This is a genomic window from Streptomyces caelestis (genome assembly GCF_001279005.1).
Lineage (GTDB): Bacteria > Actinomycetota > Actinomycetes > Streptomycetales > Streptomycetaceae > Streptomyces > Streptomyces heliomycini.
On the sequence record NZ_LGCN01000085.1, the window covers coordinates 101169 to 114780 of the forward strand.

Consider the following 13612-nt stretch of genomic DNA (forward strand, 5'->3'; position numbering starts at 1 on the left):
TACCGGCCCCGTCACGAGTCGGAAGCACCGGAAGCAGGGGATGTCATGAGTCGTCGTCCGGAACCGGCGCAGGACCAGGACCCGGCCCGTCACCACCTCTCCCCCACCCGCGCCCTCGACATCGACCCGCTGCTCGAGGACCCCGCCACCCGGATCGTGGTGTGCTGCGGCTCGGGCGGGGTCGGCAAGACGACCACCGCCGCGGCGCTCGGCCTGCGCGCGGCCGAACGGGGACGCAAGGTGGTGGTCCTCACCATCGACCCGGCCCGCCGGCTCGCCCAGTCCATGGGCATCGACTCGCTCGACAACACCCCGCGCCGGGTGAAGGGCATCGACGACTCCGCGGGCGGCGAACTGCACGCGATGATGCTCGACATGAAGCGCACCTTCGACGAGATCGTCGAGGGGCACGCGGACCCCGAGCGGGCCGCCGCGATCCTGGGCAACCCCTTCTACCAGTCGCTCTCCGCGGGCTTCGCCGGCACGCAGGAGTACATGGCGATGGAGAAGCTGGGCCAGCTGAGGTCCCGGGACGAGTGGGACCTCATCGTGGTCGACACCCCGCCGTCCCGTTCCGCGCTGGACTTCCTGGACGCGCCCAAGCGGCTCGGGTCCTTCCTCGACGGCAAGCTGATCCGCGTGCTGCTGGCCCCGGCGAAGGTCGGCAGCCGGGCGGGGATGAAGTTCCTGAACGTCGGCATGTCGATGATGACCGGCACCCTGGGCAAGGTGCTCGGCGGTCAGCTGCTGAAGGACGTGCAGACGTTCGTGGCCGCGATGGACTCGATGTTCGGCGGGTTCCGCACGCGCGCGGACGCCACGTACAAGCTGCTCCAGGCGCCCGGGACGGCGTTCCTGGTGGTGGCGGCCCCGGAGCGGGACGCGCTGCGCGAGGCCGCGTACTTCGTGGAGCGGCTGGCGGCGGAGGGGATGCCGCTGGCCGGTCTGGTCCTCAACCGGGTGCACGGCAGCGGCGCGGACCGGCTGTCGGCCGAGCGGGCGCTGGCCGCCGCGGAAAATCTTGAGGACTCCCGCATTGTGGATCAGGAGGGCGGGAAAGCTGGACTTCGTAACTCTCCCGAAACGTACGGCGGTTCAGACCCATCCGGTTCATCCCCCGCTTCCGGGACACCGGTTTCGGACGTCCCCGGCACAGGCTCCCCCGCCCCTGCCGACGACATCGGAGGCGCGCGCACGAAGGACACCGGAGCGGACGCGAACACGGACGCGGACCGGTCCGTCGACCTGCTCACCGCGGGCCTGCTGAGGCTGCACGCCGAGCGGATGCGGCTGCTCTCGCGCGAGCAGCGCACACGCGACCGCTTCACCGCGCTCCACCCCGAGGTGGCGGTGACCGAGGTGGCCGCGCTGCCCGGCGACGTGCACGACCTCGCGGGGCTGCGGGACATCGGCGACCGGCTCGCGGCCGACCGGCCGGAGCTGCCCGAAACGCCCTGACGACACCCTGGACCGGAACCGGGCGGGACCGAGAACCCCCGAGGGCCCTCAGCCCACCGCCGCGTAGTTCTCGTACACCTCGTCGTCGAGCGGTACGAGACCCGACCCCCGCTCGTACTCCGAGCGCGCGGTCTCCAGCAGCCTGCGCCAGGAGGTCACGGTCGGCCGCCGGCGCAGCAGCGCACGGCGCTCACGCTCCGTCATGCCTCCCCACACGCCGAACTCGACGCGGTTGTCGAGCGCGTCAGCCAGGCATTCGGTGCGTACCGGACATCCGGTGCACACCGCCTTGGCCCTGTTCTGCGCTGCTCCCTGAACGAACAGTTCATCCGGATCGGTAGTGCGGCAGGCAGCCTGCGCACTCCAGTCGGTAACCCAGCCCATACCGGCGCCGTCCTCTCCCGAATCGAGGCTCCCCCACGGCGGCAGCGGCATATTCACCGCCGCCAGTTGAGGACGTTACGGAAGGTGGGCACGGCGCAACACCCCCAGCGGGCCCAATCTTGAATGGTCCGAACGGACTATGGGTAAGCGGCAGATCACCCGGGGGAGTGAGGGGGCGACATGCGTGACGAACCCGGCATTCCAGGTCAGTTCCCTTGCGTCACAACGGGCACCGCATGACACACGAGGCGGATCCGGACACGAACTCAACACCCCTCGGCACACACGCGTACGAAAAAAGTCGAGGAGATCCGGAACGATTCGGGGTCGCCGGACGTATTGATACGTGGCCTCACTGCTGTGACAGTTGAGAGCAGCTTAGGCCAAGGCATATACGCTTGTCCGGCGAATGAGAACGTAGGCTGCTCCCATGCCAAAGAAGCGCTCGGGCGGTGGTCTGTCCTCCACGCAGCAGGCCGTCAAGTTCCTCGGTGTCAGTGTCCTCGCGGGGGCCGTCATGGCCGGCATCGCGCTGCCCGCCGTGGGCGCGCTCGGCCTGGCGGCCAAGGGATCGGTCGAGAGCTTCGACGAGCTCCCGGCCAACCTCAAGACGCCGCCGCTGAGTCAGCGCACCACCATCCTCGACGCCGACGGCGGCCAGATCGCCACCGTCTACTCGCGCGACCGCACGGTGGTCGACCTCAAGGACATCTCTCCGTACCTGCAGAAGGCGATCGTCGCGATCGAGGACTCGCGCTTCTACGAGCACGGCGCGGTCGACCTCAAGGGCGTCCTGCGCGCGCTCAACAAGAACGCGCGCAGCGGCGAGGTCTCCGAGGGCGCGTCCACCCTCACGCAGCAGTACGTGAAGAACGTCTTCGTCGAGGAGGCGGGCGACGACCCGACGAAGGTCGCGCAGGCCACCCAGCAGACCATCGGCCGCAAGATCGCCGAACTGAAGTACGCGATCCAGGTCGAGGAGGAGCTGGGCAAGAAGAAGATCCTCGAGAACTACCTGAACATCACCTTCTTCGGCCAGCAGGCCTACGGCGTCGAGGCCGCCGCCCGGCGCTACTTCTCCAAGTCCGCCAAGGACCTCAACCTCCAGGAGTCCGCCCTCCTCGCCGGCCTCGTCCAGTCGCCGAGCCGCTACGACCCGGTCAACGACGAGGCCGAGGCGAAGAAGCGGCGCAACACCGTCCTCCAGCGGATGGCCGAGGTCGGCGACGTCTCCCGGGAGGAGGCCGCCGAGGCGGCGAAGACCCCGCTGGGCCTGAAGGTCAGCAAGCCGAAGAACGGCTGCATCACCGCGGTCGACGACGCGAGCTTCTTCTGCGACTACGTGCGCGAGGTGTTCCTGAGCGACCCGGTCTTCGGCAAGACCAAGGCCGACCGGGCGAAGATCTGGAACCAGGGCGGCCTGACCATCCGCACGACGCTCGACCCGCAGGCGCAGGCGTCGGTGCAGCAGTCGCTGGAGGACCACGTCAACCAGTCGGACTCGGTCGCCGCGGCGTCCACGCTGGTCGAGCCCGGCACCGGCAAGATCGTCGCGATGGGCCAGTCGAAGCCGTACGGCTACGACAAGAACGAGACGGAGATCAACTTCTCGGTCGACTACGCCATGGGCGGCTCCAACTTCGGCTTCCCGACGGGTTCCACCTTCAAGCCGTTCGTGGCGGCGGCGGCGCTGGAGGAGGGCAGGCCGGCGACCCAGACCTACTCGGCCCCGTACCAGATGCCGTACCCGTCGTCCGTGCGCGGCTGCGAGAAGCCCTGGGTGAACGACAGGGGCTACAAGCTGGAGAACGAGAACGAGTCCGAGGTGGGGCCGTACGCGCTCAAGGAGGCGATGGCCAAGTCGGTCAACACCTACTTCGTGCAGATGATCGAGGACATCGGCATGTGCCCCGTGGTGACCATGACCGACAAGCTCGGCATCGTCCAGGGCAACGGCAAGAAGATCCCCGAGGTCCCCTCCTCGATGACCCTCGGTTCCACCGGCCTCTCGCCCCTCACGATGGCGAGCGCGTACGCCGCCTTCGCCTCCCGGGGCATGTACTGCACGCCGATCGCCATCGAGGCGATCACCCAGAAGATCGGCAAGGAGCAGAAGTCCCTCGAGGTCCCGAAGTCGACGTGCTCGCGCGCGATGAGCGAGAAGACCGCGGACGCGGTGAACACCCTGCTGCAGGGTGTGGTCGACTCCGGTACGGGCCAGGCGGCCGGCCTCAGCGACCGCGCCAACGCCGGTAAGACGGGTACGACCGACGAGCGCAAGAACGCCTGGTTCGTCGGCTACACGCCGAACATGTCGGGCGCCGTCTGGGTGGGCAGCGCGAGCCAGGAGGTCGAGATGAAGAACATCACGATCGGCGGCCAGTACCACGCGCTCGTCTTCGGCGGCGCGGTCCCGGGCCCCATCTGGAAGGACGCCATGACCGGCGCCCTGTCGGGCAAGGAGTCCCCGTCCTTCAACCTCGTCGACATCCCGGACGCCCAGAACCGTGACCGCGGCGACGGCGACGGCGGCGGCAACCGTGACGACGACGGCGACAACGACGACGGCGGCGACGGCGGTCTCATCGGCGGCCCGGTCGGCGGCGGCAACGCCAACGGGGGCGGCAACGGAGGCGGCAACAACGCGGGCGGCGGCGACGCGGGCGGCGGCGAGCCGGACCCGACCTTCTCCCTCCCGGGGGGCTTCTTCCGGGGAGCGGGCGACGGCCCCGGCGGACGCGGCTGACGGCCCCGGCCGGACACGCCGAACGGCCTCCCCCTCCGCTGTCGGAGGGGGAGGCCGTTCGGCGTCGTACGACGCGCCCGCGATGCGCGGGGAGCGGACCGGACCGGCCGCACACCGCCCGTCGCACCCGGCGCGGGAACCGCCGGTCAGCCGGCCAGCAGCTTCTTCACCGCGGCGGCGACCCGGCCGCCCTCCGCCTGCCCGGCCACCTTCGGGTTCACGATCTTCATCACGGCGCCCATGGCCCGCGGCCCCTCCGCGCCCGCCGCCTTCGCCTCCTCCACGGCCTGGGCGACGATCGCGTCCAGCTCCTCGTCGGACAGCGGCTTGGGCAGGTACCGTGCCAGCACCTCGCCCTCCGCCTTCTCGCGCTCGGACTGCTCGGGACGGCCGCCCTGCGCGAAGGCCTCCGCCGCCTCACGGCGCTTCTTCGCCTCGCGGGTGATCACCTTCTGCACCTCGTCGTCGGAGAGCTCGCGCTTCTCCTTCCCCGCGACCTCCTCCTTGGTGATCGCGGCGAGCGTCAGCCGGAGCGTCGAGGAGCGGAGCTCGTCACGCTCCTTGATCGCGGCGTTGAGGTCTTCCTGCAGCTTCGACTTGAGCGTGGTCATGGCTAGATTGTCGCAGGTGCGCGCGGCGGAACGCCTGCTGATTTAAAGGCCACCGCGCCCACGGGCGTGCGGGGCGCCCGCCCGGGTCTGACACGATGGACGCATGCGCGCGCGATACAAGATCCCCCTGGGAATCACGGCGGCCGGCGCCGCCGGGCTGCTGTACGCGGCGGGCTTCGAGGCCCGCTCCTTCCGCCTCCGACGGGTGACCGTCCCCGTCCTCCCGTCCGGGATGCGCCCCCTGCGCGTGCTCCAGGTCTCCGACATCCACATGGTCGGCGGCCAGCGCAAGAAGCAGCGCTGGCTGCGCTCCCTGGCGGGCCTGCGCCCCGACTTCGTGCTCAACACGGGCGACAACCTGTCCGACCCCGAGGGCGTGCCGGAGGTCCTCGACGCGCTCGGCCCCCTGATGGAGTTCCCGGGCGCGTACGTCTTCGGCTCCAACGACTACTACGGCCCCACCCTGCGCAACCCCGCCCGCTACCTGGTCGAGAAGGTCCAGGGACGGCACGGTCTGAACGGCAACGCGCAGGCGGTCGGCGTGGTCCACAACCCGTGGGAGGACCTGCGGGACGGCTTCGACGCGGCGGGCTGGCTGAACCTGACGAACACCAGGGGCACCCTGAAGATCGAGGGCGCGTCGATCGAGCTGACCGGCCTGGACGACCCGCACATCAAGCGCGACCGGTACGCGGAGGTCTCGGGCGGCCCGTCGGACGCGGCGGACTTCTCGATGGGCGTCGTCCACGCCCCGTACCTGCGTGCCCTGGACTCCTTCGCGGCCGACGGCTACCCGCTGATCATGGCCGGCCACACCCACGGCGGCCAGCTCTGCATCCCCTTCTACGGCGCCCTGGTCACCAACTGCGACCTGGACACGGACCGCGTGAAGGGCCTGTCCACGCACACCTCCGAGGGCCGCACGTCCTACCTCCACGTCTCCGCGGGCTGCGGCGCCAGCCGCTACACCCCGGTCCGCTTCGCCTGCCCCCCGGAGGCGACGCTGCTGACCCTGGTGGGCCGCGAGCAGAGGGCCCTCCGGTAACCCGAACGGCTCACCCGCGTCGCCCCGGACCGGACGTCCGCCCACGCTGGGGTGCATGACCGCCCCGATACCCAGGGACCTTCCGGACATCCCCGCCCTGCCGCGTACGCATCCGGCGTCGGCCGCCCTCTTCGCCCCCGCCAGAGCCGTCGTCCCCCTGGTACGCCGCCCGCTGACGGCGGCGTACCGCCTGCTCCTGGCGCTGCTGGCGGCGGGGGCGGTGCTGGTGGAGGCCCTCCTCGGCGGCCCGGCGCGGGCCCTGAGCCACTTCACGGTCCAGAGCGCGCTCCTCCTGGCCCTGGTCATGCTCGCCTCGGCCCGGCGCGCCTGGGGCGCCCGGCACCCCTTGCCGGGCGCTCTCACGGGAGCGGCCCTGCTCTACGTGATCATGGCGTCCCTGACCCACCACGTCCTCCTGGCGGACGCGCCACCGCCCTTCCCGACGGCGGACGCGGCCGCCGGGATGGGCCGGCTGGAACCACTGGCCGCCCACACCCTGCACACGGTGCTCCCCGTCGCCGCGGTACTGGACTGGCTCCTCCTCTCCCCGCCGGCCCGCCTCCGGCTCCGCCAGACCGCCACCTGGATGCTGTACCCCCTGGCCTATCTGGCCTTCACCCTGGTCCGGGGCGAACTCCTCACCGGCTCCCCCGCCCGCTACCTCCACCCCTTCTTCGACGTCGCCCGGCACGGCTACCGGAACGTCCTCGCCGACGCCCTCCTCATGGGCCTCGCCCTCTACGCCCTGGCCGTCCTCCTGGTGGCCCTGGACCACGCCCGCCCGAACCCGGTCCGCCACCCCCCGAAAACCGGATTTCGCCTCCGGCTCCCAGTGGGCTAAAGTAAACGTCGTCGCCGCGAGAGCAGCGACGATCGGGGTGTAGCGCAGCTTGGCAGCGCGCTTCGTTCGGGACGAAGAGGTCGTGGGTTCAAATCCCGCCACCCCGACAGTGGAGTAACAGGTCGGCCACCTACTCATATGAGTAGGTGGCCGACCTGTTTCATCTGCGTGACTACCGGTTCCCGCGTGTCCACGGCCGCCGCGGACCAGCGCCGAAGATCCTGTCCATGACCACGGCTCCCGTCTGGATCACGGGTCGACTCTGCTTCCGGTAGACCTTCTCGGCCACCGCCGTCCCGGGGTGCTCGACGAGCCGGGCGATCACTTCCAGCGGGATGTCATGGTCGGACGGCAGGGAGGCGCGGCCCTGCTTCAGGGATCCCGGCGGCAGTACAGCAAAGGCCGAGGGTTCCGCAGAGGAGCGCGGGGGAGTATCTGCCGTGCGGCCAGTTCTTCCGGCTTCACGAAGGGTCATCATGGGTGCCAATTGGGCAGGGTTGTTAATCGCCGTGGTGGGCGTGGCGGGAACGCTGGGGGCCGCGCTGCTGACCCAGAACCGCGCGGACCGGACCAAGCGCATGGAGCTCCGGGCCGCCGCTGAACAGCGGCACGAGGAGCGCGGTCATGCCGAGGAGTTGCTCCGGGCGGAGCAGGCCAGGCAAGAGCAGCGCGAGAGCCTTGAACGGCGGCGTACCTGCTACATCACCCTGAACACTGCCTCACGCCAGTACCTGACGTCGATGACCAATTACCTCTACGCACTTCAACGTGGTGAGGACGTCGACACGTCCCTGAAGGAGCTGGAGGCGTGCAGGCTGGCCTATCGGGACAGCTACGCGGAGTCCCAGATGGTTGTCCCGGACACGGTGCTGCGTTCCTCCGGCACGGCGAAGAAGCGTTTGAACTCCGCGTACGGCAAGCTCAGGAAGTACGGAGCGGCACCCACCACATACGCAGATGAACTGGCGGCGCTGGAAGGTGAACTCCACGACGAGGTCTGGCCTTATCTGGGGGCACTGAAGCAGTCCATGCGCGCTGATCTGGGTGTCGCCGAGTAGTTGTGGCCGGTCAGTCCCTCACCGCAGCCGCACCAGAGCGGGCGAGGAACAGCGGTAAATCACGGTGAATTCAGGTATTACCACCATGGTCGCAATCCAACCGTTCGCCCGGTTCAGGGGCTGATTCGGCCCTACATGATCGCAGCTTCCCAAGCTGATGGCGCCTTCGGGCAAGAGGCCGCCCCTCAGCGCCCACCCTGCCTGTTCCGCGAGTAAGCCGGCCTGTCAGTGCAGTATGAGGGGCCTTGGCCCAGGGCCCGTTCGCCGGCCGTCATCCAGCCTCGTCACGCCCAGCGGCTACCGCAGGATCCGCGACCGCGCCCACGCGACGGGTACCGACGGGCATGCTTGCCCACATCATCGGACGCATGCTCGGCTACTTGGACACGGAGCGCCCCGACCCGGCGAGTGCGGCCGTGCCGGCCAACCGCGACGGTCAGTACCTACACCTGGTCGGCCACTCCTTCGGGTGCCGTTTCCTGTGTGAGGCCGTTCCATGGGCAGCGGACGCCACGCTCGACCACTCTGGCGCCCTGGACGGGGGCGGTCCGTCCGCCGTACATCGGCATCGTCCCGGCTCCCCTTGCCCAGCGAGAACGAGAGGTGCCCCGTGAGCGCTGCTCACGGAGCCGGTCAGGGTGCATAAACCGTGTGGCTGCCGGATTCGCGGCGCCGGTATCGTCCGGGTCTCCGGGCCGTCGTACCGGCGGCCCGCGTACAGAGAGTGACGTGCATGACCAGTCGGCAGGCAACGACGATCCTGTGGCGCCCCACCGGCCCCAAAGAGCTCGATCTGGTCCGGGAGTTGAATTGGCGTGCCTGGCCGCCCCGGCTGCCCGAGCAGCCGATCTTCTACCCGGTCCTCGACGAGGACTACGCGATCAGGATCGCCCGGGACTGGAACGTGAAGCACGACGGCGCCGGTTTCGTCACTCGTTTCGAGGTCGAGACGGAGTTCTTGAGCCGGTACCCCGTCCAACAGGCCGGCGGGCGGACGATCCTCGAACTCTGGGTCCCGGCCGAGGAACTGGACGACTTCAACGCCCACATCGTCGGCGAGATCCAGGTGGTCCACGAGTTCCGCTGAGGCGGGGAGGGCTGCCGGCGGGGCGCCCTCCGGCGTTCCCCGTCTCAGCCCTTGAGGTCGATCATGCGAGCCGGCTGCCCGGTGGTGCGGGCGATGGTTTCGAAGTCGCGGTCGTGGTGCAGCAGCGTGAGTCCCGCTTCTTCCGCGGCCGCGGCCACGAGCAGGTCGACGGCCCTGGCATTGCGGTGCTCACCCTTGGCGGTGAGCTCACGCTGGACGACACGGGCACGCCGGTGGACACCGTCGGGCATGGGGCACCGGGTGAAGCGCGTGCGCGATCGGGTGAGGGGACGGGAAGCTTCCGGCGTGGGGGCCCGGTGAGCCGTTACGCGCCTTCGGCGCTGCGGCTCGGGCGGAGACGCAGCAGCACCGCCGCGCACCCCACCACGGGTACGGCGACGGCGGGCACGGTCCACCACGGGATGCCGGTCCACACCGCCGGCAGGCCCACCCCGAAACAGACCGCGGTGATGGTGAGGAGCAGCCGCCTGCCGTACGGGTCCCAGGTGAAGGGTTCGTGGTCACGGGGCCTGGCCAGACGCACCGCGCCGAACACGAAGAGCTGAGCCGCGACGAGTCCGGCGAGCACGCCCACGGCGGCGTTCATCTGGAGCTCGTCACGGGGCGCCTCCGAGGTGTTCTGCCGTACACCGTCCTTGCCGAGCACCACGATGTCGCCGCGCCAGGCGATGGCCTCGACCCGGTCGCCGGACTCGAGCCGCTCCAGGAGCGGGCCGGAGTCGCCGAAGGACACGGTTCCGCGCCAGGAGTCCTGGTACGTCAGGGTCGCCCGGTAGGAGGAACCCTTCCCGGCGGCCTCGTTCACCGTCTCCTCCACGGTGAGGTGCCAGGTACTCAGGCAGTCCGTCCACCCCCGCTCCATCGCGTGGGAGGAGCACGGCTCGGCCGCGCGGTAGTCCCGGTAGCGCTCGCCGTCGGAGGGCAGCCACCGGACGAACACCCAGTGGCAGGCCGCCGCCGACATCAGGGACAGCAGGATCAGCAGCACGCCCGTGAACCGCGTCCGGCCCGGCGACCGCCGGCCGGCACGGCCCTCGTTCGGTGGCCTGCCCGTGCTGTACGCCGTACTCCTCGCCCGTGTCGTCATCCCCTGCCTCCTCCGCTCCAGCCTTCACCAGCCGGAAGCGGGAACACCACGAGGCCGGACGGCAGTCCGGGAGAGGCCGTGCCTTCCGTGTTCCGGCAAGCACGGCCGCGAGGGGGCCTTCCGGGGGGAGCCGGTCGGCGCCGGGACGGAGGGGCGCCGTTCCCGGCTGCGGGCCCGGGGGTGGCGGGCGCGTGAGAAGCGCGCTGACGGGCCGTCTCCGGCTCTTTTCCGGGGCGGTGTGTCGTCGTGGGGCGTGTATTACCGTTCGGGAGTACGCGGGATCCTGTTGGGGGAGAATCGGTGAGCGCTCGGATTCTGGTGGCCGAGGACGACGAGAAACAGGCTCGGCTGGTCCGGATCTATCTGGAGCGGGAAGGCAACGCGGTGCAGGTCGTGGGTGACGGCCGGGCGGCGTTGGAAAAGGCCCGTTCGGTGAAACCGGATCTCATCGTTCTCGATGTGATGCTGCCGCTGGTCGACGGACTCGACGTGTGCCGCATTCTGCGGACCGAATCGGATGTTCCCATTCTCCTTCTCACCGCCCGCACCACCGAGGAGGACATGCTCCTCGGCCTCGACCTGGGCGCCGACGACTACCTCACCAAGCCCTACAGCCCCCGCGAGCTGACCGCGCGGGTGCGGGCGCTGCTGCGCCGGTCGAGGAAGGCCGCCGGTGCGGCGGAGCCCGCGGTGCTGCGGGTCGGCGCGGTGGTGCTGGACACCGCGCGCTTCGAGGTCCGGGTGGCGGGGCGGCCCGTGGCCCTGACCGCCAAGGAGTTCGCCGTCCTGGAGGCGCTGGCCCGGGAACCGGGCAGGGTCTTCACGCGTGCGCAGATCATCGAGCGCGTCTTCGGCTTCGACCACGGCGTGCAGGAGCGGACCGTCGACGCCCATGTGATGAACCTGCGCCGGAAGCTGGAGGCGGACCCCGGGCGCCCGCGCCACCTGGAGACGGTGTACGGCCGGGGCTACCGCCTCAACGACGGTCCGGGCCCGGCGTCCTCCTGACGTCCGCCGCCCGAAGCCGCGGGCAGCGCGATGGTGAACGTGGTGCCCGCCCCGACCGTGCTGCGCACCTCGATCGTTCCCCGGTGGTCGGTCACGATCTGGCGGGCGATGGACAGGCCCAGACCGCTTCCCCCCGTCGCCCGGCCCCGGGACGCGTCCGCCCGCCAGAAGCGGTCGAAGAGGTGCGGCAGGTCCTCCTCCGCTATCCCCTTGCCGGTGTCCCGCACCTCCACGACGGCCAGTTCGCGCCGGGGGGCCAGGGCCAGGGTCACGCTGCCGCCCGCCGCGGTCGCCCGCAACGCGTTGCCGACCAGGTTGCCGACGACCTGGCGCAGGCGGTCGGGGTCGGCGGTCACGAACACCGGTCCGTCCGCCTCCAGTTCGAGCCGGACGCCGGACGCCTCGGCCTGGGCGCGGTGGGCCGTGCGAGCGGCTTCCAGCAGTTCCCCCAGGTCGACCTCGGTGGGGTGGTAGGTGAGCGCGCCGGCCTCCGCCAGCGCGAGGTCCTGGAGGTCGTCCACGATCCGCTGCTGCAGCATCGCCTCCTCGTGCAGGGAGGCGAGCAGTTCGGGGGTCGGTTCGACGACGTCGTCCCGCAGGGCCTCCAGATAGCCGCGCAGATTGGCCAGCGGGGTGCGCAGTTCGTGCGCGATGTCGCCGATGAGGCGGCGCTGGCGCTCCTCTCCGGCCTGGAGGGAGTCGGCCATGCGGTTGAAGGCGCCGCCGAGTTGCGCGATCTCGTCCCGGCCGGAGACGGGGACGCGGCGCTCCAGGTCGCCTTCGCCGAGCCCTTTCGCGGCCAGCGTCATGGCCCGGACGGGGCGCAGTACGGCCCTGCTCAGCAGCAGGGCGCCGAGGATCGCGGCGAGGGCGACCCCCACCGCGACGGCCACGGTGGGCGCGGCGGCCAGGGTGGGGGGTGACTCGTCGCGCACGCCCAGACGGATCTCCAGGCGGGGCGGGGCGACGGAGGCGGTCCGTTCGTTGAACACCCGTTGCAGGCAGGCGGTGGGCCGCCGGTCGGTCCCGCACGGCTGGACCGCCTCGACGTCCTGCGGCGTCGGCGGGTTCGCCCCCGGCTTCGGCTCGTCGCACCGCGCGGGCCTCCGGCCGGGGCTGATCCGGGGCGTCCCGACGTCGTCCGCGACGGCCGTCGGCTCCGCTCCGGCCCGGGTCAGGCAGGTCGCGTACGCCACGGCCGCGCGGTAGTCGGCGATCGCCGTGGCGGTGAGTTTCACCGAGGTCCGCGGTTCCCGGACCGCCGGGAACCGCAGGACGGGGCGCGGGTCGACCAGGACCGCGGGCCGGCTGCCCGGCGCACGGGGGTCCCGGCCGGCGAGGGCGTCGGAGTCGGCGAGCAGGACGTCCGACTCCGTGACGACCCGGATGCGCTGGCCGGTGTCCCGGGCGAGTTCGGCCACCGTGGGCGAGAGCCCCTCCCAGGTGCCGTGCGCGAACCCGTACGCGCGCAGGGCGCCGGTGATCCGGGAGACCTCCTGCTCACCGGCGGTGACGGTCTCCTGGACCTGACGGTTGGCCTGGCGCAGCGTCAGCCACGCGGTGGCGGCGGTGGCGGCCAACGCCACCAGCATGAGCATGCCGAGGACGCGGAACCGGAAGCTCACCGTGCCTCCTTCATTCGTTTCCGGATTTCAAGAGGGCGTCATGGGCCAACATCATCAGGAAATGGCCCATTTCTTTCACTTTGATGTTTTCCGGCCCCTTGGGAACGAAAAGCGGCCACTCACTGACGGAAGCATTTCTTCACCTTATTTCGGGTGTGATCGTACATAAGGCCGCTCGCGTCCCTGCGGATACGGGCGCCGCCGCTTTCGCTCCGGCGCCGTCCGGCAGGCGAGTGCGGCACTGGCACACGACAACATGGGGGTTCATCATGAAACGACTCGCGGCACTCGCACCCGTGCTCGCGGCCGTCGCCGTGGCGGTTCCGCTGTCGCTGGCGACGCCGGCCGCCGCGCACGCCTCGTGCGGTACGAACGTCTCCGACAAGGACGGCAGTTCGTGGGGGAAGACGGCCAACGGGGCCAACGAGCGCAGTGGTTCCAGCACCGGCTGCACGATCAAGGGCGTCGCCTACAACACGCAGGCGCTGGACTACCACTGCTACACCGTCGGCAACGACGGCTACACGTGGACGTACGTCAGGAACGACGCCACCGGCGTCACCGGCTGGATCCGTGACGACCTGCTGAGCGACGGCGGCAGCTTCGTCCACTGCGGCTTCTGACACTCCCCTCGCCGTACT

12 protein-coding genes, 1 tRNA gene and 1 pseudogene are annotated in these 13612 nt (G+C 70.5%); 9 read left to right on the forward strand and 5 right to left on the reverse strand.

Annotated elements, in window-relative coordinates; genetic code table 11:
• Positions 1–45: 45 nt before the first annotated feature.
• Positions 46–1458: an ArsA family ATPase gene (locus ADK41_RS08665; protein ID WP_030827928.1), complete on the forward strand. Its 1413-nt coding sequence runs from the start codon at positions 46–48 to the stop codon at positions 1456–1458.
• 48 nt (positions 1459–1506) lie between these two features.
• Here ADK41_RS08665 and wblA read toward each other — a convergent pair whose 3' ends face one another.
• A complete protein-coding gene (wblA, locus tag ADK41_RS08670) occupies positions 1507–1842 on the reverse strand; it encodes a transcriptional regulator WblA (RefSeq protein ID WP_030827925.1) in 336 nt (111 codons plus the stop codon).
• Between the two features lie 430 nt (positions 1843–2272).
• Between wblA and ADK41_RS08675 the strand changes: the two genes are divergently transcribed.
• Positions 2273–4588 (forward strand): transglycosylase domain-containing protein, encoded by a 2316-nt coding sequence (locus tag ADK41_RS08675; RefSeq protein ID WP_030827922.1) that lies wholly within the window; start codon positions 2273–2275, stop codon positions 4586–4588.
• Between the two features lie 146 nt (positions 4589–4734).
• Here ADK41_RS08675 and ADK41_RS08680 read toward each other — a convergent pair whose 3' ends face one another.
• Positions 4735–5199: a GatB/YqeY domain-containing protein gene (locus ADK41_RS08680; RefSeq protein WP_030827919.1), complete on the reverse strand. Its 465-nt coding sequence runs from the start codon at positions 5197–5199 to the stop codon at positions 4735–4737.
• A gap of 103 nt (positions 5200–5302) precedes the next feature.
• Here ADK41_RS08680 and ADK41_RS08685 point away from each other — a divergent pair, with 103 nt between their 5' ends.
• The 5 genes from ADK41_RS08685 to ADK41_RS08705 all read left to right on the forward strand — a co-directional run bounded on the left by ADK41_RS08685 (position 5303) and on the right by ADK41_RS08705 (position 9230).
• On the forward strand, positions 5303–6244 hold the full coding sequence (locus ADK41_RS08685) for a metallophosphoesterase (protein ID WP_030827916.1): 942 nt from the start codon (positions 5303–5305) through the stop codon (positions 6242–6244).
• 55 nt (positions 6245–6299) lie between these two features.
• The gene (locus ADK41_RS08690) at positions 6300–7085 is read left to right on the forward strand and encodes a Pr6Pr family membrane protein (protein ID WP_030827913.1); all 786 of its coding nucleotides are present in this window, start codon (positions 6300–6302) and stop codon (positions 7083–7085) included.
• A 33-nt stretch (positions 7086–7118) separates the two neighbouring features.
• Positions 7119–7192 (forward strand) — tRNA-Pro (locus tag ADK41_RS08695).
• A 369-nt stretch (positions 7193–7561) separates the two neighbouring features.
• Positions 7562–8143: a hypothetical protein gene (locus ADK41_RS08700; RefSeq protein ID WP_030827911.1), complete on the forward strand. Its 582-nt coding sequence runs from the start codon at positions 7562–7564 to the stop codon at positions 8141–8143.
• A 733-nt stretch (positions 8144–8876) separates the two neighbouring features.
• Positions 8877–9230, forward strand: coding sequence for a hypothetical protein (locus tag ADK41_RS08705; RefSeq protein WP_030827908.1), 354 nt, complete (start codon positions 8877–8879; stop codon positions 9228–9230).
• A 44-nt stretch (positions 9231–9274) separates the two neighbouring features.
• Here ADK41_RS08705 and ADK41_RS08710 read toward each other — a convergent pair.
• Positions 9275–9496, reverse strand: a pseudogene (locus ADK41_RS08710) (PIN domain nuclease); the annotation flags it as partial.
• 59 nt (positions 9497–9555) lie between these two features.
• A complete protein-coding gene (locus tag ADK41_RS08715) occupies positions 9556–10338 on the reverse strand; it encodes a hypothetical protein (RefSeq protein ID WP_030827901.1) in 783 nt (260 codons plus the stop codon).
• 300 nt (positions 10339–10638) lie between these two features.
• Here ADK41_RS08715 and ADK41_RS08720 point away from each other — a divergent pair, with 300 nt between their 5' ends.
• On the forward strand, positions 10639–11346 hold the full coding sequence (locus ADK41_RS08720; RefSeq protein ID WP_030827898.1) for a response regulator transcription factor: 708 nt from the start codon (positions 10639–10641) through the stop codon (positions 11344–11346).
• Here ADK41_RS08720 and ADK41_RS08725 read toward each other — a convergent pair.
• On the reverse strand, positions 11307–12971 hold the full coding sequence (locus tag ADK41_RS08725; protein ID WP_051843200.1) for a sensor histidine kinase: 1665 nt from the start codon (positions 12969–12971) through the stop codon (positions 11307–11309). The genes ADK41_RS08720 and ADK41_RS08725 overlap by 40 nt on opposite strands.
• Before the next feature lie 269 nt (positions 12972–13240).
• Here ADK41_RS08725 and ADK41_RS08730 point away from each other — a divergent pair, with 269 nt between their 5' ends.
• Positions 13241–13594: an SH3 domain-containing protein gene (locus ADK41_RS08730; RefSeq protein WP_234318833.1), complete on the forward strand. Its 354-nt coding sequence runs from the start codon at positions 13241–13243 to the stop codon at positions 13592–13594.
• The last annotated feature ends 18 nt before the right edge of the window (positions 13595–13612 follow it).